Source organism: Pseudarthrobacter sulfonivorans (assembly GCF_024391045.1).
GTDB lineage: Bacteria > Actinomycetota > Actinomycetes > Actinomycetales > Micrococcaceae > Arthrobacter > Arthrobacter sulfonivorans_B.
On the sequence record NZ_JANFCZ010000004.1, the window covers coordinates 181,545 to 198,878 of the forward strand.

The following is a 17,334-nucleotide window of genomic DNA, read 5'->3' on the forward strand; positions in this document are numbered from 1 at the left end:
ATTCGCTGTGCAGCCCGGGTCGGGGCGGAGCCGCCTGGACTCCCTCAACTTTGTGCATGCCAACTCGTGCGATCATGACTGCCCGCACATTGGATCGTCCGGCTTTTCCTCTGAAACGGGCGGGGCAGGAGTGACAGTGTTCTTGGCCGGATCCATGCCGGCTATTAGCTCTTCGAACAGTTCTGGCTTGGCGGCAAATTTCGGATCCTTGATCAGCAGGTCGACCCCCTCGGGCGAACCCAGCAGCTTGTTGACTCTGTCTTTGGTCGCCTTGTTGGCCGGCTTGGCAAGGTCCGGCAGGCTGTTTCCGGCGAGGAAGAAGTCAGTCAGGATTCCGAACGACGCGGACGGCGGGAAGCAGAACCGCAGGGCGAGCATCCACCAAAGCTGGAAGATGAAAACGACGATCGGCAAAAAGAGCATGAACAGGAAGAACGCAACGATGAAGAAAAGTTCGATGGCGAAGGTGCAGACGCTGCCGCCGGGTCCGACATCCTGCCTTTTGCCGTCGGTAACATCCTTCAGAGAAGGAGGTGGGAGTGCGGAACCGGGGGGCGTCGTGACCCGCATCCCGCCTTGCCCTTGTGGCGAACCCGCGCGGGCGGCGAGCCGTCGGAAGTCGGGCAGTGTGACCGACGTCGTGTGGTTCTTGGTGCCGTCGGGATCGTATGGGGCAGCAAGTCGGAAGGGTTCAGTGGCCTCACCCCAGGATGCTTCCGTCGGGCACTTCCGGGCGGCGTCCTGTTTCTGCCGCACAAAACAGAGGAGTTCGTAGACCGCGTGCTCGTCCAGCTTGGGCAAAGTCTTCTTGGTCGAGTCGACCCAATGCGTGGGCGAGAACGTGGGGATAACGCCGAACCACAGGGAGCGCGTGTGGGCCGCTTCGCAGTCGCCCACCTCGGCGGGAGGAAGGCGCCACATTGGGAAGTCCTCTTCCTTTTCGTCCTTGCCCAACGGGCCAACGGTGCGCCAGCCGCTTCCGCCCGGGCCGGTGATCCACGCTTGGTTATCGGCGTGAAAGCGGACTTCGTTCAGCAGTTTGGCATTGTCCTCCTCGAACCGGAGGCGGGCAGCGTCGTCCGCCCAAAAGACGTCCGGCAAGTCCCGGGGCAGACCTTTCGTGACCACCGTGCGGTGCTGCGTCTTGGCCAGGTCCACCAGCACGTTTCGGGCTAACTGCCGGACGGGCCGTTTGTTGCCAGTGACTGAAGTGAACCGGCGCCGCATGACGAAGCGGACCTCGAGGTCCTCGTGGGAGCCGGCGCGGGGCAGGCCCGACTGGTCGCAGAAGACCTCCACCACCAGGGCATAGAAACGATCGTGGCCGGGCTGGTATAGCTTGCGCAAGCCCGTGGTGAGCAGCGTGCTGGTGGCGAACCGTTCGCGCCCTTTGACGCCGGAGGACAGGGCCACCGGAACGGGGTAGCTCCATTGGTCGTCTGCGCCGGTCTTCAGCGAGTCCCGCGGGTCCTTCAGCAGTCGCTCCACGAAGGTCGAATCGTCGTACATCTGGATGCTGGGGCGGCGCGCTTTCGCGTTCTGGAGGGAGAGGTGATCGCGTTCGCGAACGTACCACGGGGCCCGCAACTGGAATCCAGTGTCCATGGCGGTCACCAGAGATTCCCGACACCGGGAGTGTACGCAGGCGAGCTGACCAGCACGCTAGCCTGCAGGGTGGTGCACTTGACGACGCCGTCGAAGGTCGCGACGGCGGAGTGGACGTTCATCGTCGGCGCGGTGACGCTGACCTGGGAGTTGGCCTGGATTTCAATGGCGCCAGCTGCAGTTATGCGGACGGAGCACCCGTTCTGGTGCTGGATGGTGATCTCCTTGGTGGCATCGTTGAGGACCACTCTGTGGCCGGCGCTCATGGTGATGCTCAGCTTCAGGGCGCCGGCAGTATCGTCGAACTCAAGCCTGCTGTCCCCCCGGGATCGCAGCATGCGGATGTTGTTGGCGGATTCCGGGGCATGCGGCAGCGCGGCCTGGCCGTTCCAGGCGCAGCCGACAATATAGGGGCGGCGCCAATTGCCCGCTTCGAAGGCGGCCACCACTTCGCTGCCGACTTCGGGCAGGATGGCCAGGCCCTGGTCTTTGTCCGCGTAAGGTGTGCAGAGCGTGGCCCACGCGCGCACGTCCCGGTCCCCGGTGGTTCCCAGCGTGGGAAACCGGATTTCAATTCGCCCGAGCTTTTCGGTGTCCACGATGTCGGTGACCAACGCCGGATACACCCCGAAGTAGCCGGGGGTCCCTCCGTCCATGGGATGGGTCAGAGTCATTGGAAGGCTTCGTTTATGGTTGAGCGCTCGGCCTCGAACCCGGTCCGGAGTCCGTGTTCGTGCTCGAAGACGTGACGCACACGGGTCACGTAGTAGCCGGGGCCGGCGAAGGGAGAGCCCACGGACTGAAGAGCCAGGTTGCTGCCCACCACCATGTCCGGCGTGCCGCGTGTGGTGCCAACGGCGGTGACAAAGCCGCGCCCTCGGCGCAGCATTTCCGCGTCCGCCCACGCCTTGGCTTCCGACGAGGTGAGGGCAGCTTCGCGAACCCGGAGGGAGACGCTGGCTCCGAGCGCTTTTTCGAGGACCCGCGGGCCGCTGAGTCCGCTCATGGCTTCGCCTTCGACGATGTCGACGCCGGCATGTTCTTCAATAACGGATCTGGTGGAGGCGTCATAGCCCGTGACTACGACTTCGCTGCGCTGGTGGGCGAGGTCGGCGCGCAGCTTCACCGAGAGCAGCTGGTTGCCTTGCACCAGCGTCAGCGCAGTGCCGCGGCGCTGCGGCCGGGAGGTGAAATGCAGTTTCCTTCCGGTGCACCAGACTTCGGCCTGCAGCAGCCGAGCGCGTTCGCGCAGAAAGGCAAGGTCGCTTTGGTTGACCTGCTGGACGACGTCGTACCGGGGGCCATCAGCGGCGATGTCCGTCTGCAGGCCGTGCTCGGCGGCGATCCGATGAGCAAGGTCCGCGTCCGTGACGTTCTGGTATGTGCGCATGCGGCGGGTCATTCGCAGCCTCATCAGCGCATCTTCCGCGTACACCACGACGCGCGGGGGTTCACTGTCCAGAAAGACCGCCTCAATTCCGGAGATGGTCCCCTCGAAGACGGTGCGTTGGGTTCCTGGGGGGCCGAGGGCGACGTCGACTGACTTGCCGAAGTCCAAGGCGCTGCCGTCCAGGTAGAGCATCCTGGCCGGCGGCCCGGAGGCACCGGGCCCGACGGCGACGAAGGTCGCCTGCAGGGTGCGCAGGCCCTCAGAGCCCTCCGCCACCTCCAGACGGACACAGTCACGGGCCAGGCTCGGAATGAGTTCGCCATTGACTGTGAAGACGGGGGAGACGGCGGCCAGGAGCGGGTCAGTCATCGAAGCCCTCGCAGGCAGTCCGCCGGACGAGGTCTTCCGCTGTGCGGCAGAATTCGCCCCAGCGCTCCTGGGCGGCGCCCAGCGGTTCGGGTAGCCTGGCTTGCGAAGCGCTGCCCGCTGCGCTCGCGGCAGGCGCCACGTCCGTGTGGATTTCGCCCACATGTACGCCCATTGGTGACCCACCTCCCGCTTTCGATCAGTTGTCTGTTCGCAATTTGTTTGTTCGCTTGTGACCCTTCTATGTTGGCTGGGCTGCGTCACGCTGCCGTCGCTGGTGATTCCATTGCCAGTAACGGCGTCGAACACACGGCGTCGATCGCAGCCACCAAACGTCCGCTGGAAGGACGTTCCGGTCTGACGTGCCAGGCGAAGATTACGTAGGCGTATTTGGGGCTCCCCCAGAAGCGAGGATTCCGGGGCGTGGTCTTAGAGGAATGGCCATGCCGAAACTCTGCGTCCGTGGGTCCAACGGCGCCGCAGCGTTCACCGAATTGTGCGCCATCCGGGAAGCGCCGGCGGATGACCCGGCCAGGGCTGTGGTTCGGGTTGCCGGAACGTCGAAGGCCGCCCGGGCCGTTCCGATCTGCAGCTCGGCGCGGGCAGACAGCATCGTGTTCACCGATGCACAAACGCCGCCGCCGGCCGCCAGCGCGAATCCCGCCGCCATTTCTGCAGTGACGCCCGCCCCGGCATTGATCGCCGCACCAGCGTTGATCCTGACGCCGCCACTGGCATCGGTCCCGGTTTCGAGACCGGCGCCAGAAGTGATGCCCAGGACAGTGCCGAGCAACGCGGCAGTTCCAAGTTGGCTTCCGGCGGCAAAGCCTGCGGACATGCCCATTCCGGCTTCCGCGCTCAGGCCTGCGCTGAGCTGGACCTGCGTGCCGGCGGTCAACGCGAGAGGGCCGTTCAGACCGGCCATGGCAGCCCGCCACGTAGCCGGATCCGCGCCCACCCGGGCGAGTAGCTGCTGCACGCTTTCTCCGCCTTGGGCTGTGGCGGTGCTGTCCGGTCGGGGGGCAGGTGCGGCCCCCAGCCCTGTCCGGACTCCGGCTTCGCCCGGTCTGATTGCAGCCTTGGCGTCCTGCGCCCCCGGCCCCGTGGCGTTGGCTTCCCAGGCCGGATCCTGTTCGGTGATGGTGATCGCGAGTTTGGCGCGCAGCGGCCGTCCCGCGGGCGAGAAGTAGTCAAGGTCCTCGGTGAGCTGGGTTACGATGCCGCTGAAGTGGAAGGTGCCCCAGACGAACCGGACGGGCGGGGGCGCGTCCGCCGCGTGGTCCTTATCAGGTTCAACGAATTGGCGCACCTTCGCGGTCTGGTCCCGGACATCGGCAGGTTGTCCGGAGGCGTCGCCTTCCGCTGTGTCGTACTCCAGATCGAAACTCAGGGTCGCTGACTGCGCTGAGGGGTTTTGCCGCGCTTGCGTACGGGTGGTAGAGCCGCCCTTGTCCACATTGTTTTGCCGCGAAATTTTCAGGGATGTCGGATTGAACTGGACGTCGAAGGTGCCGTTCTCGGCTGGGGCAACGGTGGCCCGCGCTTTTGCTCCCTTGCCGGGGGTTTTCACGAGCCGGACCAGCTTCGCTTTCTCCAGGGTTTCGCTCACTGTGTCAGCTCCTTTCCCAGCCGCAGGCCCTCATGGGCAATAGTGACTTCCTCTACGGCGATCTCTCCGGTCTTCGCGTTCAGTGTTGGCCCTGAGACCTTCATCGGTAGGCCTCGGGAGAAGATCCAACGAGCCAGCGGACGGCCCCCGGAGGCGTCATCGACGCGGATTTCGCCGTCGTACCGGGCGACCGGCAGTGCCCCGCTGACCATCGAGGTCAGCCAGTTCCACAGCTGCGCATCCACTTCGCCGCGGCCGCTGATGAACATGCCTCGCTTCAGGACCACCGGGGTGAGCTTGACGCGCCCCACCCGGCGGACGACGCCGTCGTTGCGGCCGCCTTCCAGGTACTCCCGCACGTCGGCCTCAAGCTGTAGGCCGCTGCATTCGGAGAAGGCCCCGTCCACGCAGATCGGCTCCCCGCGCGGACCGGGGACGCTCGGTGTCAGAGTGACCCGGAACCTGAATGTTTGAAGCAATTCGTCATCCACGGAGGCTTTCCTGTCCTGTTTCCGAGGCCTGCAGGGCGCCGTCGACGTCTTGGGAAATACGCAACACCAGATACTCCAACGGCGAGGCGGGGGCCACTCCTATTTCGGCGACCAACCGGCCCAGTCCCAGAGACTGCGGTGCGTTCAGGCCGTCGTCGCACCGGACGAAGAAGGACTCCGCCTCCGTTTTGCCCGCGAACGCACCCAGGCGGTGCTGGACGCGGAGGAATTCGGTCACCATCCGCTGCAGCGAGTCGCGCAGCTGCGCAGTGTTGGGTTCGAACACCAGCCACTGAGATTGGCTTTCCAGCGTCAGAGCCAGCATGGTCATCAGGCGACGGACGCTCAGCTGGATGTATTCAGGTTCGGTGGACAGAGTGCGGGCCGCGGAGAGCCGGAAGCCGTCCCGTTCCTGCCGGTAGACGTTGATGCCCCGCAGATGCAGTTCGTCATGCGTGGCATCTGTGACGGTCTCGGCCGCCAGCACCGCTCCGGCAGCGACGGCATTCGCCGGACCCCAGGACAGGCCGAGCCTGCGCTCGCGGTCCGCCGTGATGCCTGCGGCGAATGATGACGGCGGCACCTGGACAAGTGAGGTCCGCGTGCCGTCGGCACGCGGAACCCCCAGCCACGGGTAATAGGCTGCCGCGTAACTGGTCTGGAAACAAGCCCGCCAGTCCAGGATCTGGCGACGTGACATGCCTTCCGGCACATCCAACAGTGCCACGAACCGGTGCCGCAGCTCGGCTACTTCCACCAGCCTCCGCTGGCGCGCCAGTATTTCCGCGAGATCCGCGGGACTCCGGGCGTCCAGCCCCGGGGCAGCATCCCCACTGGGCGCGTAGATCGGTTCCACAGCCTCAGGCAGGAAACTGCTGCAGGAATCACAGCAGTTACTACGGTCCTGCGATTCCGGGGCTGGCAATGGTTCGGGTTCGGACGGGCTGTGGAAGGAACGCCAAGTCAGGTCCGGCACGCAGAGCAGCCCGATCCGGGATTCCCTGCCCATGGCGTCCACACCGCGGTGGTGTTCTTCATCCAAGGGGTCCTGGTCTGCCGGACCATCGTCGAAGAAGCTGTTGTAGCCGATTTCCGGGCTGCGATCGGCTCCGTCCTGTACGCGCTTGATGCGGGCGTCCGCGAGCAGCGGTTCCGGTGTCAGCGATTGCTGGGTCCAGTCACCAGCGGAGCGCAAGAGCGTTGACTCAATGTCCAGCACCTTTGGTAAAAATCGCGGATGGCCAGGTCGCAGCCCCAGCCCGGTCAGTCGTTCGGCGGAGCCGGGTGCCGCTCCCGCCTCACTGACTTCGATTACCGCCGTAACAACGTCCACCCCGAAAGACTTGGCGGCCGGTTCATTCGGCGGCGATTCGAAGACGGCGGAACGCCCGGACATGCGCGGGTCGGTGCGGCGTTCACCCGTCACCCAGTTCAGCAGCGGCGGTGCGGTGGGGGCCAGCGGGCGTAGGCGCACGAGCGTCCAAGGCGCCAAGGCAGCCCCGGCGGGTAGCCGGATGCCGCCGTCGTCGTCCAGAGTGCTAACGAAGGATTGCAGCACCTCATAGCCGAGCCGAATTTGCAACCCATTGCCCCAAGTTCCCTCGTTGGCTGCGGCAAGGGCTGGGCCGCCGTCGTCTACGGAACCAACGCGGAACTGCGCGGTGGCATCGTCAGCGCTGGAGTGCGGCGCATTGGGCGGAGCCACGCGCAGGATCCAGGCGCGTTCCCCGCCTTGGGCGAAAAAAGCCTGTACCGCGTACGGCAGAAGACGGTTAGGAGCGCCCCTCGGACGTTCAAAGCCGCCAAAGCTGCGCACATAGCCCGACCAGCTAGTGACCAGGACCGGAGTGTGGACCGGCCCTCGGAGGGCAACACCCACAAAACCTGTTTCATCCAGCCGCACCGCATCTAAGGCGGCGGGTTCGTCCGGACGCATGGCGTGGCGGTAGATGCCAGGGCGACCCAGCTGCAGGCCGGCGGTCACGTGGACTGGTAGTCAATGCTTTCGGCGACCAGGTGCAGTTCCTCCATTGCTACTTCACCGCCTCCCTTGCCTGTCAGGGTGGGGCCAACCCATTTCTTCGGCTGGGCCTGTCGCAGAATCCAGCTACAGACGGCGCTCCGCCGCTCATCCAATAGCGTGATGGTCACGGTGCGAGGTTGAATATCGCCGCGGCTGGTGTTCTGTAGCCAGATGAACAGGCGTAGATCGCCGATGACTCCCCGCTTGAGCGTCACGTCGTCGGTGCTGTTGATGTTGGGCACTTTGCGGACGTGGTTGTCGCGGTCATTGCCATTGCGGTACTCGGAGAACTTAATTTCATTGCCCAGGCCGCTGACGTCGGAGAAGCCGCCGGCGATGAGTTCCTCGCCGCCAGCATCACCAAGCTTGACCATGAAGTTGAAGGCGCCGTAAGGGTTGTCTCGGGTTGCCATGATTCACTACACCTCAGCCTTGCTGCGCGTCAGCGGTCCACTGACCGATGCGGAAGATCACGAATTCCGCCGGATAGGTTGGGGCCACTCCGATAAGGCAGATGAGTCGGCCGTTGTCCAAATCATTCTGCGTCATAGTGGTCCGGTCACAGCGCACAAAGAACGCTTCTTCCGGTTTGGTGCCCATCAGCGCCCCGGTTCGCCAGGCCGTGAGGAGGAAGTCCTCGATGGACTGGCGGATCGACGCCCAGAGCCGCTCGTTGTTGGGCTCGAACACTGCCCACTGGGTGGACTTATCGATGGAGTGCTCCAGATAGATGAACAGCCGGCGCACGTTGACGTACTTCCATTCCGGGTCCGAGCTGACAGTCCGGGCGCCCCACACTCGGTTGGCCCGGCCCTCGAAGAACCGCAGGGCGTTGATTCCCTCCGGATTCAGAACCGATTGCCGGTCATAGGTGACGTTCTGGACAAAGCGTGTCATCCCGAGAACTACCTCGTTGGCCGGTGCCTTGTGAACGCCGCGTTGGATGTCATTGCGGGCGTAAATGCCTGCGGTGAAGCCGGACGGCGGCAGGTCGAGCAGAGTCGTACCCGCTGTGGGGTCAACTTTGGCCGTGGGATCGACGATTTTCACCCAAGGGTAGTAGAGCGCCGCGTATGTACTGTCGAACTGGGAGCGGAAGCTGCGGACGTCCGAAATGGATAGGTCGGCTGGGGGATCAATGATTCCGATCCTGTAAGCGCCGCGGGCCTCGCAGTGTTGGATCAGGTTGTCAGTTGCAGTCTTATGTTGTGCCGCGTCCAGACTGACAGCGTTCGGGGACGAGACGATGGCTATGTCATCGATCTCAGCGAGCGCCTCGAGGCCGGAGGCTGACTTTGTCACATCGTCGGGGTCTGCCACTTCGCCAGCGATGGTTGCGGCGTCGAGGCTAGCGCCTTCATTTCCTCCGCTCAGAAATGTCTTACCACCCAGCGACAGGAGCGCCGTCAGCAGGTCGGATCCGGCCGGTGGGGGGTTGGATGTGTCCAACCAGACGAGGCTGAATTCATCGACAGGGTCGAACGCCTGCAGAACCTTGGAGATTGAGCGCGGGTGGTCTGCGCCCACTTCGAGCCCCGGGTAAACGTCCACCCGGCTTCCCCAGGTCACGGTGACGGTGACTGTCAGGTGACTGGCTGCGCTTCCGTCTGACGGGGCGGGGGTTACCGAGTTGGTAGCCGGGTCGTAGAAGCCGAGGGCTCCGGCCGCGTCCCTACGGACGATCTTGACCGCGGCAGGCACTGGAAGGCGAGGCTTTCGTGTCGCCGGATCAGGTTTAGTCGGAATATCCTCGGGCTTAGCGAAAGTTTCGACAAGTGCCTCGGGTGTGACTCCCTGCAGTTTTCCGATGATCACGCCCGGGACCGGCCCGGGTTGTTGGACCAGGATGTTCTTGCTGCGCTGCAGGCTGACTTCCACGCTGAACTTCCTGCCAGCTTCGCCTGGCCAGCGTGCCCGCCAGGTTGCCACAGGCGGTCCTGCAACCGGCACTGGCAGACTGGCAAAGTGCACGTTCAGGTCAACAGCACCGCTGAAATTAAAAACTCTGGCCACATACAGTCGCCGCCCGCCATTTCCGAAGAACGCCCGGGCGGCGTAGGCGAGATAGTTTACCTTCTCGTCGGGCCCAACGGTGTCGAGGCCGCCGAAGGCCCGCTCGAATTCGGTGAAACTTGATACAAGCGTGGGTTTCGGCGTCATAATAACCGAATCCGCACCTACCCGGCCGACAACATAGGGGACCGGTCCGTATTTAGTGAGCCCGGCCATCCCGAAAGTGGAGGTGGAGACGCCCTCGATTGACTTGGACCGAAAACTGGTTTCCTCGAGGTAGACACCAGGGGTCAGGTATTCAGGCATGTGGACCTCCTAGGTCACACTTGAGGTTTGAAGGGAACGTCGTTGCGAAGGGTGAGTTCGGCGCCGATAGGGACTTTCTTGAGTCGCAGGGGTACAAGCGAGGACACGTAGCGCGGCGGCGGGCTGACGCCGCGGAGAATAGCATTGTCCAGGTCTTGCGAAGTCGGCGGCACCGATGACCGTATGACTGTCTCAATGGCCAGGTCAGCGCAGCGGTCCCGGGTATCCACGAGATTCAGCTCGCCCGGGGCAGAAGCCACCAGGTCCAGGTCCACGGTGTCCTGAAGCGGATTCTGGTCCGGATCGGTTACGACTAGCAGGAACTCGCCACGGTCATCCGCGTGGGCCCGCCCGGCGACCCTGCCGTTGGGCCCGATGGCGGTGATTCGGGCCCAACGGACCGGGATGCCCCTCTCGGCTACCCGGCCGCGGACCAGAGTGGTGCCTCGCGGAAACACGTACGCCGACCCTGGCGAGAGCCACACCCGCAGCAGACGGGATGAGACCGGAACGTACGGACCCTGTGCGGTGGCGCTGACCGCCGCAGGCGGCCACAGATGCACGGAGAACCTGCGAGGCACGTACCTTCGGGCCGGATCATCCACGCGAACCACGAGCAGACCGGGAACCGAGGATCCGTATCGAAGCTTGAAGCGGCCCGTCCCGGAGTCCTCGAGATCGCTGCAGGGCCAGCTCGGGTCCGGGTTTCTGTTGCGAAGGTGACTAGCCGGCACCTGCCTGCCTATGCGTATCGGAGTGCGGACGGGAGCGCCGCTGACTTGATCCAGACACACAACTCCCAGGGCCAGTTGATGCACGATCCTGGCCGTGCCGATAGCTGTCTCAACGGTCATCAGATGCCCGCCTCAGTTCGCGTGGCAACGGTGGACACCGGTTCCCGACCCGGCTCCAGCCGGCCTTCTATGCAGATGACCCGCGCAATATATGGCAGCGTCAGCCTGAAGTCGGTGCTCAGTGCCTGAAACGCCTCACTCATTGAAACCAGCGCCAGATCGTCCGGAACGATCTGCACCGCGTCGCCGGCTCCCCACTCCCCGACGGGGTCAAGTAGCGGACCGGTCAAGATGCTGTCGCATTCCAGTGTTTGTGCCGCGAGCCCCAGAAATCGCAACTCGTCCCACGCGTTCGGCGCCCATGCGGCGATGAGGAAGTGCATTCGCAGCGGAATGCGGGGTATTCCGTCGATGCTTGCCACGCTGGACCATCCGGGTCTGGTTTCACTATCTACACTGACGCGGTAGCAGTAGAGAGCGATGGCAGGCTGTTGGATCAACAGGCCCTGATTGTTCCTCATCGTCTTGAGCTCATTGGTGCTGGCCAGGAAGGCGTTAAGTTGTGCGGCCGCCGGGACCGCGCGAAACCGTCGATTGAGTAGTGCGACAATGCTCAATCCGGCGGCAGCGAGGGCCTGGTATCCAGCCATGCTGCCCATTCTGGATGCCTTGCGTCACCAGGCCGTCTCACCGCCTCTCGACGTGAAAAAGAAGCCGTGACCACGCGGTGACAGCGCCATAGAAGGCTGGGGGTGCTGCTGGTGAGAATTACCAGCGCGCTCACGGAAGGAACGCTGATGGACACTGAGAATGACGTAGGGCGCGAGGACGAGCGCAACGGCAAATCCGCACCCAAAGATGACCCGGCCTGCGATCCACAACAGATTGATGACGTACAGTGCCGCATGCGGGGCATTGCGAAACAGGCTGAATATAACGCTCAGTTCAAAGACTTGTTGGTCAAGGCCAAAGCCGATTACGAACAAGCGCGGCAGGACTACCGGCAGAAAAGACACGATTCGCAGCTGAAGGTCCAGGACCTGAGACATCAAGTCAAGCAGCTAACGGAACGACTGCGGTGCAAGATCGAACAGGAAAAGGTCGTGCGGTGCATCGACAAAGCGTTCCTGCAGGTCGTCGAGGAACTCGATGCATGCCAGAAGGGGGATGGTTGCTGCTGCAGAGAAGACGAATGCCAGTTCGACACTGACGTAAGCGGTGTTACTCAAGATAAATTGGATGAAGAGTTGGTCAAGCGGATCAGCAAATACCAGCAGTGGACGGATGCCGCTCAAGCTTGCTTTACTCGGCTGGTCGGCGAGCCTGCCGCTCTCGAAGTTCGCGTCGCAGCACGCAAGGCCGACATTGACGGGATCAGCGCCGCACTCATGGCAGACCCGGCGACTACCGATCTGAAAACCGTCTACGCAAAGGCACTGGTGGCTGACCGGGAAGTGAGGCGAGTTTGGAACGGGTTCGACGACATCGGCGATTTCGTGGACTGCCTGTGCTCCACACTCAACTGCTGGACTAACGGATGCAAAGCGGTGTCGGAGCTTACGGGGGCGAGAGCTGTCCTGGAGTGCAAGCTGGAGGCCGGCAGGGACCGCTGTATTCGACTAGAGACCAAGACGGTCGAGGAAATACTGGTCATCTATGACAAGAACTGGGCGAAAGACCATCGTCAAGGGGAGTGGGATCGACACACCAAGCATGACCACGACGGGCATGACCACGACGGGCATGACCACGACGGGTATGACCACAACGGGCGTGACTGCGGGTGCGGCAGAAGGAGTGGCGACGGGAATGGTGCTGTAGACGAAGTATCTGGAAGCAACGACGGAGAGTCCTCTTTGGCATGACCGAAACGAATTGGTGACGGTGTTGTAACGTCGTCACCGCTAGCCTCTCGTTCGTCCGTGTTTTCGTTCGAGGAGGAAAGATGTCGGCTGATACCAGCAAAAAATGGGAATCGTCCACCCACGAAGGGAATTCTGTTTGCCTGTTGGGCGGGCCCTATGTAATTCAGTCAGAGCGACGGATCATGGTGCCGGAAGGTAGCAAGAGGCTCCTGGTTTTTGTGGCACTCCACGAAGGGAGCGTAGACCGCCGCTTCGCGGCTGGAACGCTGTGGCCATACGTTTGTGATGAACGTGCGTCCGGCAACTTGAGGTCGGCACTCTGGCGACTCCGCGGAGCAGGCATCGAGGTTCTTGACGTGGACAAGATACTAATCGGTCTGAAGAAAGACACAGGACTCGATATCCATTCATTGCGAGACTGGGCCGGGCGGATCATCGCCGGAACCGCGATTGCATCTGATTTGCAGATACCCCCATTGAGCATGGAGGCCCTCGACCTCCTTCCAGGGTGGTATGACGACTGGGTTGTTTTTGAGCGGGAAAGGTTGCGCCAGCGGATGTTGCACGGTCTCGAAGCACTGTGTTGCCAGCTGATTCGGCTGAATCGCCTTGCTGAAGCCGTTGAGGTCGCCATAAACGCCGTGGACATAGATCCCTTGCGCGAGAGCGCCCAAAGGGCCTTGATGGAAGTCCACCTGGCGGAGGGAAACATTGTCGAGGCACGCCGAACCTATCACGCATATGAACGGCTTGTGGCGCGTGAACTCGGCGTGAAACCTAGCTCCAAAATAAAGGGTCTTGTTGAACGGACGGAAGCTCCCGACCCACTGTTTACGGTCGTAGGTGGTCGTTGAGTCGATACTATCGACGGCAGATTGTGCCAGAGTGAATTCGAGGACGGCGCCGAACTCGTGGAGTGAGGTCCGATCAACAGGTCGAGCAGCGGGGCGGTCAGGGAGAGGCGCGCAAGGAATGGCCAAAGAGCCGGAAGGGACAGGGAAACTAACTGCAGCCTTGGTTGGCGTGGCAGCTTTAGCATTGACAGTCGGCCTAGTTGTGTTCGTGACAGCTGAACCCAAACCGTCGCCGGATACCATGTTGGCGCTAATTACCTCTGTCGTAGGTGTCCTCGGAACGCACATAGGACATGTAGTGGGCCATCGACTTGGCAAGGCAAACTTTGTCATTCCCTCTAAATCCGAGCGCAGGGAGACTTAGCAACGAGTGCGTGCCCGAACCGGTGAGAAGGTTTTCGGGACAGTTCCTGCTTCCGGAGCACCCTTGATTCACTCGGCTGAGAACGGTCCTGAAAAGGCTCTCCGTCAGCACGACCGCCGCATCGGCACGCGGCCGACTGTGACTAACAGTTTTCCCCGACACCTTCCAACGGCACAACCGGGCCGAGCGATCCATGCGTGACCGTCAAATTTCTCAACCACCCCTGATTAGACGCGGGTAAACGGTTAGTCTCTGTGCTGTCGACGTGCAGGGACGCAGCCTTTTGAGAGGGGACGTCTGGGCGTTCTTCAGGGTGCGGGTGTTCCCAAGGCCGTTCTAGAAGGCCACGCGCCACGTGGTCGATCTCCACCGTGGAGGCGGTGGTGTGAGCGCGGTTGCCCTCCCGATGTCACCCAGTGTTCCGTACCGGCCCTGCAAATGGCTGGTATACGACACCCAGGGAAGGCCTCGGCCAACGCGCCAAGGGGCGGGCGGCTCCGGGGAAAACATTTTCCGTGGAGGTCGTCAGGTGCCGTTTCCTGTCCCTATGTTCATTTTGGGAAAGCTCAGTCCGGGGTCGTAGCCAATCGCGGCCTTTCCAAGCCAATCCTTCCATAGGGGGCAGTGGAGGGCGTAGCCGCAAAGGACAGCCCCGCCACTGTTCCCCTGCCGGTCAGACCCTTCTAGCCCAAGGTCTCCGTTGTCGTGAGCCATTCGTTGAGATGACCTTCACGAGCGATTCCTTCCCCGGGCACATAGGCCTCGCCAAAAAGGTCGACGTGGGGCTCGATGAGCCCCACAGCCACCGTCGGCCACGTCCACCCGTCGTCGGCGCTCGCCTGGACAGTGAACCGGTGGCCTGGGTGGGGCGCTCCCGTCGAGACGCTGCGTGACGGTGAGCCTTCCCGAGCCTACGCTCAGCTAAAGCCCATCGGACGGCGCAGACCGCTCCGGCCCAAGACGGAGCTCGGCGCCGGCGGCACTGTAATCGAGGTGTCCGCGTGTGCTCTCACGACGGCGTCGACCAAGCCGAATTCGTCGTCGCCAGGCCCGATCTCGGAATTGAGCCGATAGGCCGCCCCAACCTCGGTCGCAGCTCCAGACGACGACCACAGCAGAAGCCCTGCTGGTCCCGGACCAGGCTGACACGCCGAGGTTCGGCATGGATTCACAAAGTCGATGCTTTCCGCCAGATCTTCCGCCGACTTCAGACACGCATGACTTGACGTGCAACCAAAGAAGGCCCGTCTAGCTCGGCGACACGGAGACGATCTCGCCTTCCCCAATTCTCTCGGGGTCAGTGACGAAGTAGTGTCCCTCGCTGTTGAAGGAAATGGGACCCTCATTGCGGAACATATTCGCCAGAGCGGCCTGTTCAGCGGCGTTCACGAAGATTTGGTATGCCGACGAGTCGCCTTCGAGTGAATAGTAGAAATAGAACTGCTTGTCCACGATGTTGAAACCGAGCGAATAGCTACTGACCTTGCTCCAAGTCATCTTGGTCACCCCTAAATGGTAGGCAGTCGGACCCAACTACCGAAAAGTTTCCGTTCCTCTCCCGCCGCGCAACAGGGCCAAAAGTCCCCAGGTTGAATTCTCGGTGGTATGCCCCCGTCCCGTCGAAGAACAGCGTCTCGGTGACGCCCCGGCAAAGGCGCCGGCTCAAGCGATAATGCTCAGCGATCCATCGCGCGCGAACCGCGGCCGCGGCGCCCTGACGGGCACGGGCAATGCCACCGCTTGGAACCGGGCGGTGAGTGCCCGCTCGGACGCGAGGTCGGCTGTCCACGAGCGGGGAACTGGGACTGCCCCGGGTTTGCTTGACTCCTGACTTGGGAGGATTAGTTCCTTGCAGCAAGGATGTTCACATGCCGAAGCCTTTCCCGCTCAGGACCGCAGCGAACATTGGGGGATCACCCGCCAACCGCGGCTTGGGCTAATCGTTCAGCGCCGTCAGCTAAGGCTTCCCTGAGCGGTCCTTCCCCGAGCCGGGATGCATAGGAAGCGAAGACGGTGGCGCCGACGACCCGACCGGCGTTGATTTGCCAGGGTTCAGGCTGGGGACCATCAGTTGGTCCCGGTCCCGGTCCCGGCCACGGGAAGGGCCACTTGCGAGGCCACGGCGTGCCGCACCAGTCATCGATCACTTCACGCACCATGCGGATAGGATCATCACCGCGCAGGTCGGCCTCTACGGCTAGTCGGACGAGTTCACGTGCCATAAATCCGGCTTCCAACTGCAGTCGCTCGCCATTCTCCTTCGGAGGGAGCGGCTGGGGGTTGAGGGCGACAGCGTCATATCTTTGGCGGATCAACGGGCCATGCGGGTGAATTGCATCCCATATTGCCGGATTGATGCGCGCTATGTGAGCGAGCAGAGTGATGTAGTTCATGACCATCCTTCGAGACGTAAGAACGGCGGGCTGCCAGATGAGTCGCGTGAAGCAGGCCGTCCGCCGCGCTGCTTCGCGTCGCCAGATGGGCCCGCCTCGATGTTCTCCAACCGACGTCCTACCCTTGATGAAGCCCGAGTCTAGGCAGGGCAGCGTTACAGCAGCGTTATTCACGGCAGGGTATGCCTGCACCTGGCTGGCACGGGTTGCTGTCCGCCGACGCCGAGCCCGGCACACAGGATGAACCGGTCGGTGTTCACGACTTTGCCCCACCCCAGCTCGACGGGGCTGCGGTAGTATTCGCTGATTTCCTGGCCGTTGTAGCTGCCGGCGATGTAGGCCGGCTGCGCAAACGCCGGCATGGCGGCACGGAAGTATTCGAGGTAGTCGGCCATGTCTTCGTCGAAGATGGCAGGGATGTAGTCCGTGGCGATCGTGGGGAAGCACGCCTCCAGATGGTTGATCATGGCTACCCGGCCGCCCAGCTTACGGATGCCGTGATCCTGACCGGCCTCCAGCACCGCGGTGTAGATGTCCTCGGCGATTTGCTTGGGGCCCTGGAGCTCGAATCCGACCTCGCCGGCCATGCCCTGCCGCAGCGCGAAGATCTCGTGCCCGGCAACGGTGACGGGCACCGCGTACATGTACTTGGCTTCCATGAGTTCCCGGGAATCGGTCAGTTCGTGCAGGACCTTGATGGCATTGGGCCCTGACACCTGGAAGATGAACCAGTCCTCGCGGGTCACCTTGGCGTCGTAGTCGCCGCGTTCCAGATTGAATGCGGCCCAGAACCCACCGCGGCCGTGAACCACGAAGTCCTCTTCGCCGAACCGGGTCAGCACACCTTCGTGGATGACTTTGCCGTCTTTGTTGGTGTGGATCGCGTGCTTGGACTGGCCGATTTCGAATTTCTTGTAGCTGTTGACGGTGATGTCCGAAAACAGCCGGAGCGTGTCGGGGCCGGTGAAGCGGTGCTGCCACAGGAAAGACCAGTCGCCGATGTAGCAGGTTTCCTTCCAAGACAGGCTCTCGTCGAGCCAGTCCGTGTATTCGGGCTGTCCGAAACGGCTCCAGGCGTAGGTCTCCGGTGCTGTTCGCATTGAGTCGACGGTGTACGTCATTGTTGCCACCTCTAATAGCTAGGGCGGCCAAAGGAATCGTCTGCTCGGGGAGGGCAGCGGATCAACCATGAACCTTGGCCTGGTTGTTCTGTGGTGTAAATTACCACTGATTCAAGGCTAGGTTTCAGAAGGTTATTTAT

General features: G+C 62.6%; 16 protein-coding genes. 2 read left to right on the top strand and 14 right to left on the bottom strand.

The genetic code is table 11. The annotated features are described in order from the left end of the window. Positions 1-72: 72 nt before the first annotated feature. The 11 genes from NQJ30_RS04675 to NQJ30_RS04725 form a co-directional block, all read right to left on the bottom strand. Positions 73-1,605, bottom strand: a complete 1,533-nt coding sequence (locus NQJ30_RS04675) for a hypothetical protein (protein WP_255768578.1) — start codon at positions 1,603-1,605, stop codon at positions 73-75. A 5-nt stretch (positions 1,606-1,610) separates the two neighbouring features. Then, the gene (locus tag NQJ30_RS04680) at positions 1,611-2,279 is read right to left on the bottom strand and encodes a phage baseplate assembly protein V (RefSeq protein ID WP_255768579.1); all 669 of its coding nucleotides are present in this window, start codon (positions 2,277-2,279) and stop codon (positions 1,611-1,613) included. Then, positions 2,276-3,364 (bottom strand): phage late control D family protein, encoded by a 1,089-nt coding sequence (locus tag NQJ30_RS04685; RefSeq protein ID WP_255768580.1) that lies wholly within the window; start codon positions 3,362-3,364, stop codon positions 2,276-2,278. The genes NQJ30_RS04680 and NQJ30_RS04685 overlap by 4 nt, the downstream gene beginning before the upstream one ends. Further along, positions 3,357-3,536, bottom strand: coding sequence for a hypothetical protein (locus tag NQJ30_RS04690; RefSeq protein ID WP_255768581.1), 180 nt, complete (start codon positions 3,534-3,536; stop codon positions 3,357-3,359). The genes NQJ30_RS04685 and NQJ30_RS04690 overlap by 8 nt, the downstream gene beginning before the upstream one ends. A gap of 201 nt (positions 3,537-3,737) precedes the next feature. Beyond that, on the bottom strand, positions 3,738-4,970 hold the full coding sequence (locus NQJ30_RS04695) for a CIS tube protein (protein WP_255768582.1): 1,233 nt from the start codon (positions 4,968-4,970) through the stop codon (positions 3,738-3,740). Further along, the gene (locus NQJ30_RS04700; protein ID WP_255768583.1) at positions 4,967-5,461 is read right to left on the bottom strand and encodes a phage tail protein; all 495 of its coding nucleotides are present in this window, start codon (positions 5,459-5,461) and stop codon (positions 4,967-4,969) included. The genes NQJ30_RS04695 and NQJ30_RS04700 overlap by 4 nt, the downstream gene beginning before the upstream one ends. Next, entirely contained in the window at positions 5,454-7,445 is a 1,992-nt protein-coding gene (locus NQJ30_RS19035) for a phage tail sheath family protein (RefSeq protein ID WP_255768584.1), read from the bottom strand. Before NQJ30_RS19035 ends, NQJ30_RS04700 begins: the two co-directional genes overlap by 8 nt. After that, positions 7,442-7,897: a phage tail protein gene (locus NQJ30_RS04710; protein WP_255768585.1), complete on the bottom strand. Its 456-nt coding sequence runs from the start codon at positions 7,895-7,897 to the stop codon at positions 7,442-7,444. The genes NQJ30_RS19035 and NQJ30_RS04710 overlap by 4 nt, the downstream gene beginning before the upstream one ends. 13 nt (positions 7,898-7,910) lie before the next feature. Next, entirely contained in the window at positions 7,911-9,803 is a 1,893-nt protein-coding gene (locus NQJ30_RS04715; protein ID WP_255768586.1) for a phage tail sheath family protein, read from the bottom strand. A 14-nt stretch (positions 9,804-9,817) separates the two neighbouring features. Next, complete coding sequence (locus NQJ30_RS04720) at positions 9,818-10,366, bottom strand: hypothetical protein (RefSeq protein WP_255768587.1); 549 nt, start codon at positions 10,364-10,366, stop codon at positions 9,818-9,820. Between the two features lie 290 nt (positions 10,367-10,656). After that, on the bottom strand, positions 10,657-11,247 hold the full coding sequence (locus NQJ30_RS04725) for a DUF4255 domain-containing protein (protein WP_255768588.1): 591 nt from the start codon (positions 11,245-11,247) through the stop codon (positions 10,657-10,659). 147 nt (positions 11,248-11,394) lie between these two features. Here NQJ30_RS04725 and NQJ30_RS04730 point away from each other — a divergent pair, with 147 nt between their 5' ends. After that, entirely contained in the window at positions 11,395-12,462 is a 1,068-nt protein-coding gene (locus tag NQJ30_RS04730; RefSeq protein ID WP_255768589.1) for a hypothetical protein, read from the top strand. A gap of 80 nt (positions 12,463-12,542) precedes the next feature. Beyond that, positions 12,543-13,316 carry an AfsR/SARP family transcriptional regulator gene (locus tag NQJ30_RS04735; protein WP_255768591.1) on the top strand — a complete coding sequence of 258 codons (774 nt, stop codon included), beginning with the start codon at positions 12,543-12,545 and terminating at the stop codon, positions 13,314-13,316. Between the two features lie 1,612 nt (positions 13,317-14,928). Here the strand turns inward: NQJ30_RS04735 and NQJ30_RS04740 are convergent. The 3 genes from NQJ30_RS04740 to NQJ30_RS04750 all read right to left on the bottom strand — a co-directional run bounded on the left by NQJ30_RS04740 (position 14,929) and on the right by NQJ30_RS04750 (position 17,173). Continuing rightward, positions 14,929-15,177, bottom strand: a complete 249-nt coding sequence (locus NQJ30_RS04740) for a hypothetical protein (protein WP_255768592.1) — start codon at positions 15,175-15,177, stop codon at positions 14,929-14,931. Positions 15,178-15,593: 416 nt separating this feature from the next. Then, positions 15,594-16,073, bottom strand: a complete 480-nt coding sequence (locus NQJ30_RS04745) for a hypothetical protein (protein WP_255768593.1) — start codon at positions 16,071-16,073, stop codon at positions 15,594-15,596. A gap of 170 nt (positions 16,074-16,243) precedes the next feature. Beyond that, positions 16,244-17,173 carry a hypothetical protein gene (locus NQJ30_RS04750; RefSeq protein ID WP_255768594.1) on the bottom strand — a complete coding sequence of 310 codons (930 nt, stop codon included), beginning with the start codon at positions 17,171-17,173 and terminating at the stop codon, positions 16,244-16,246. Between the last annotated feature and the right edge of the window lie 161 nt (positions 17,174-17,334).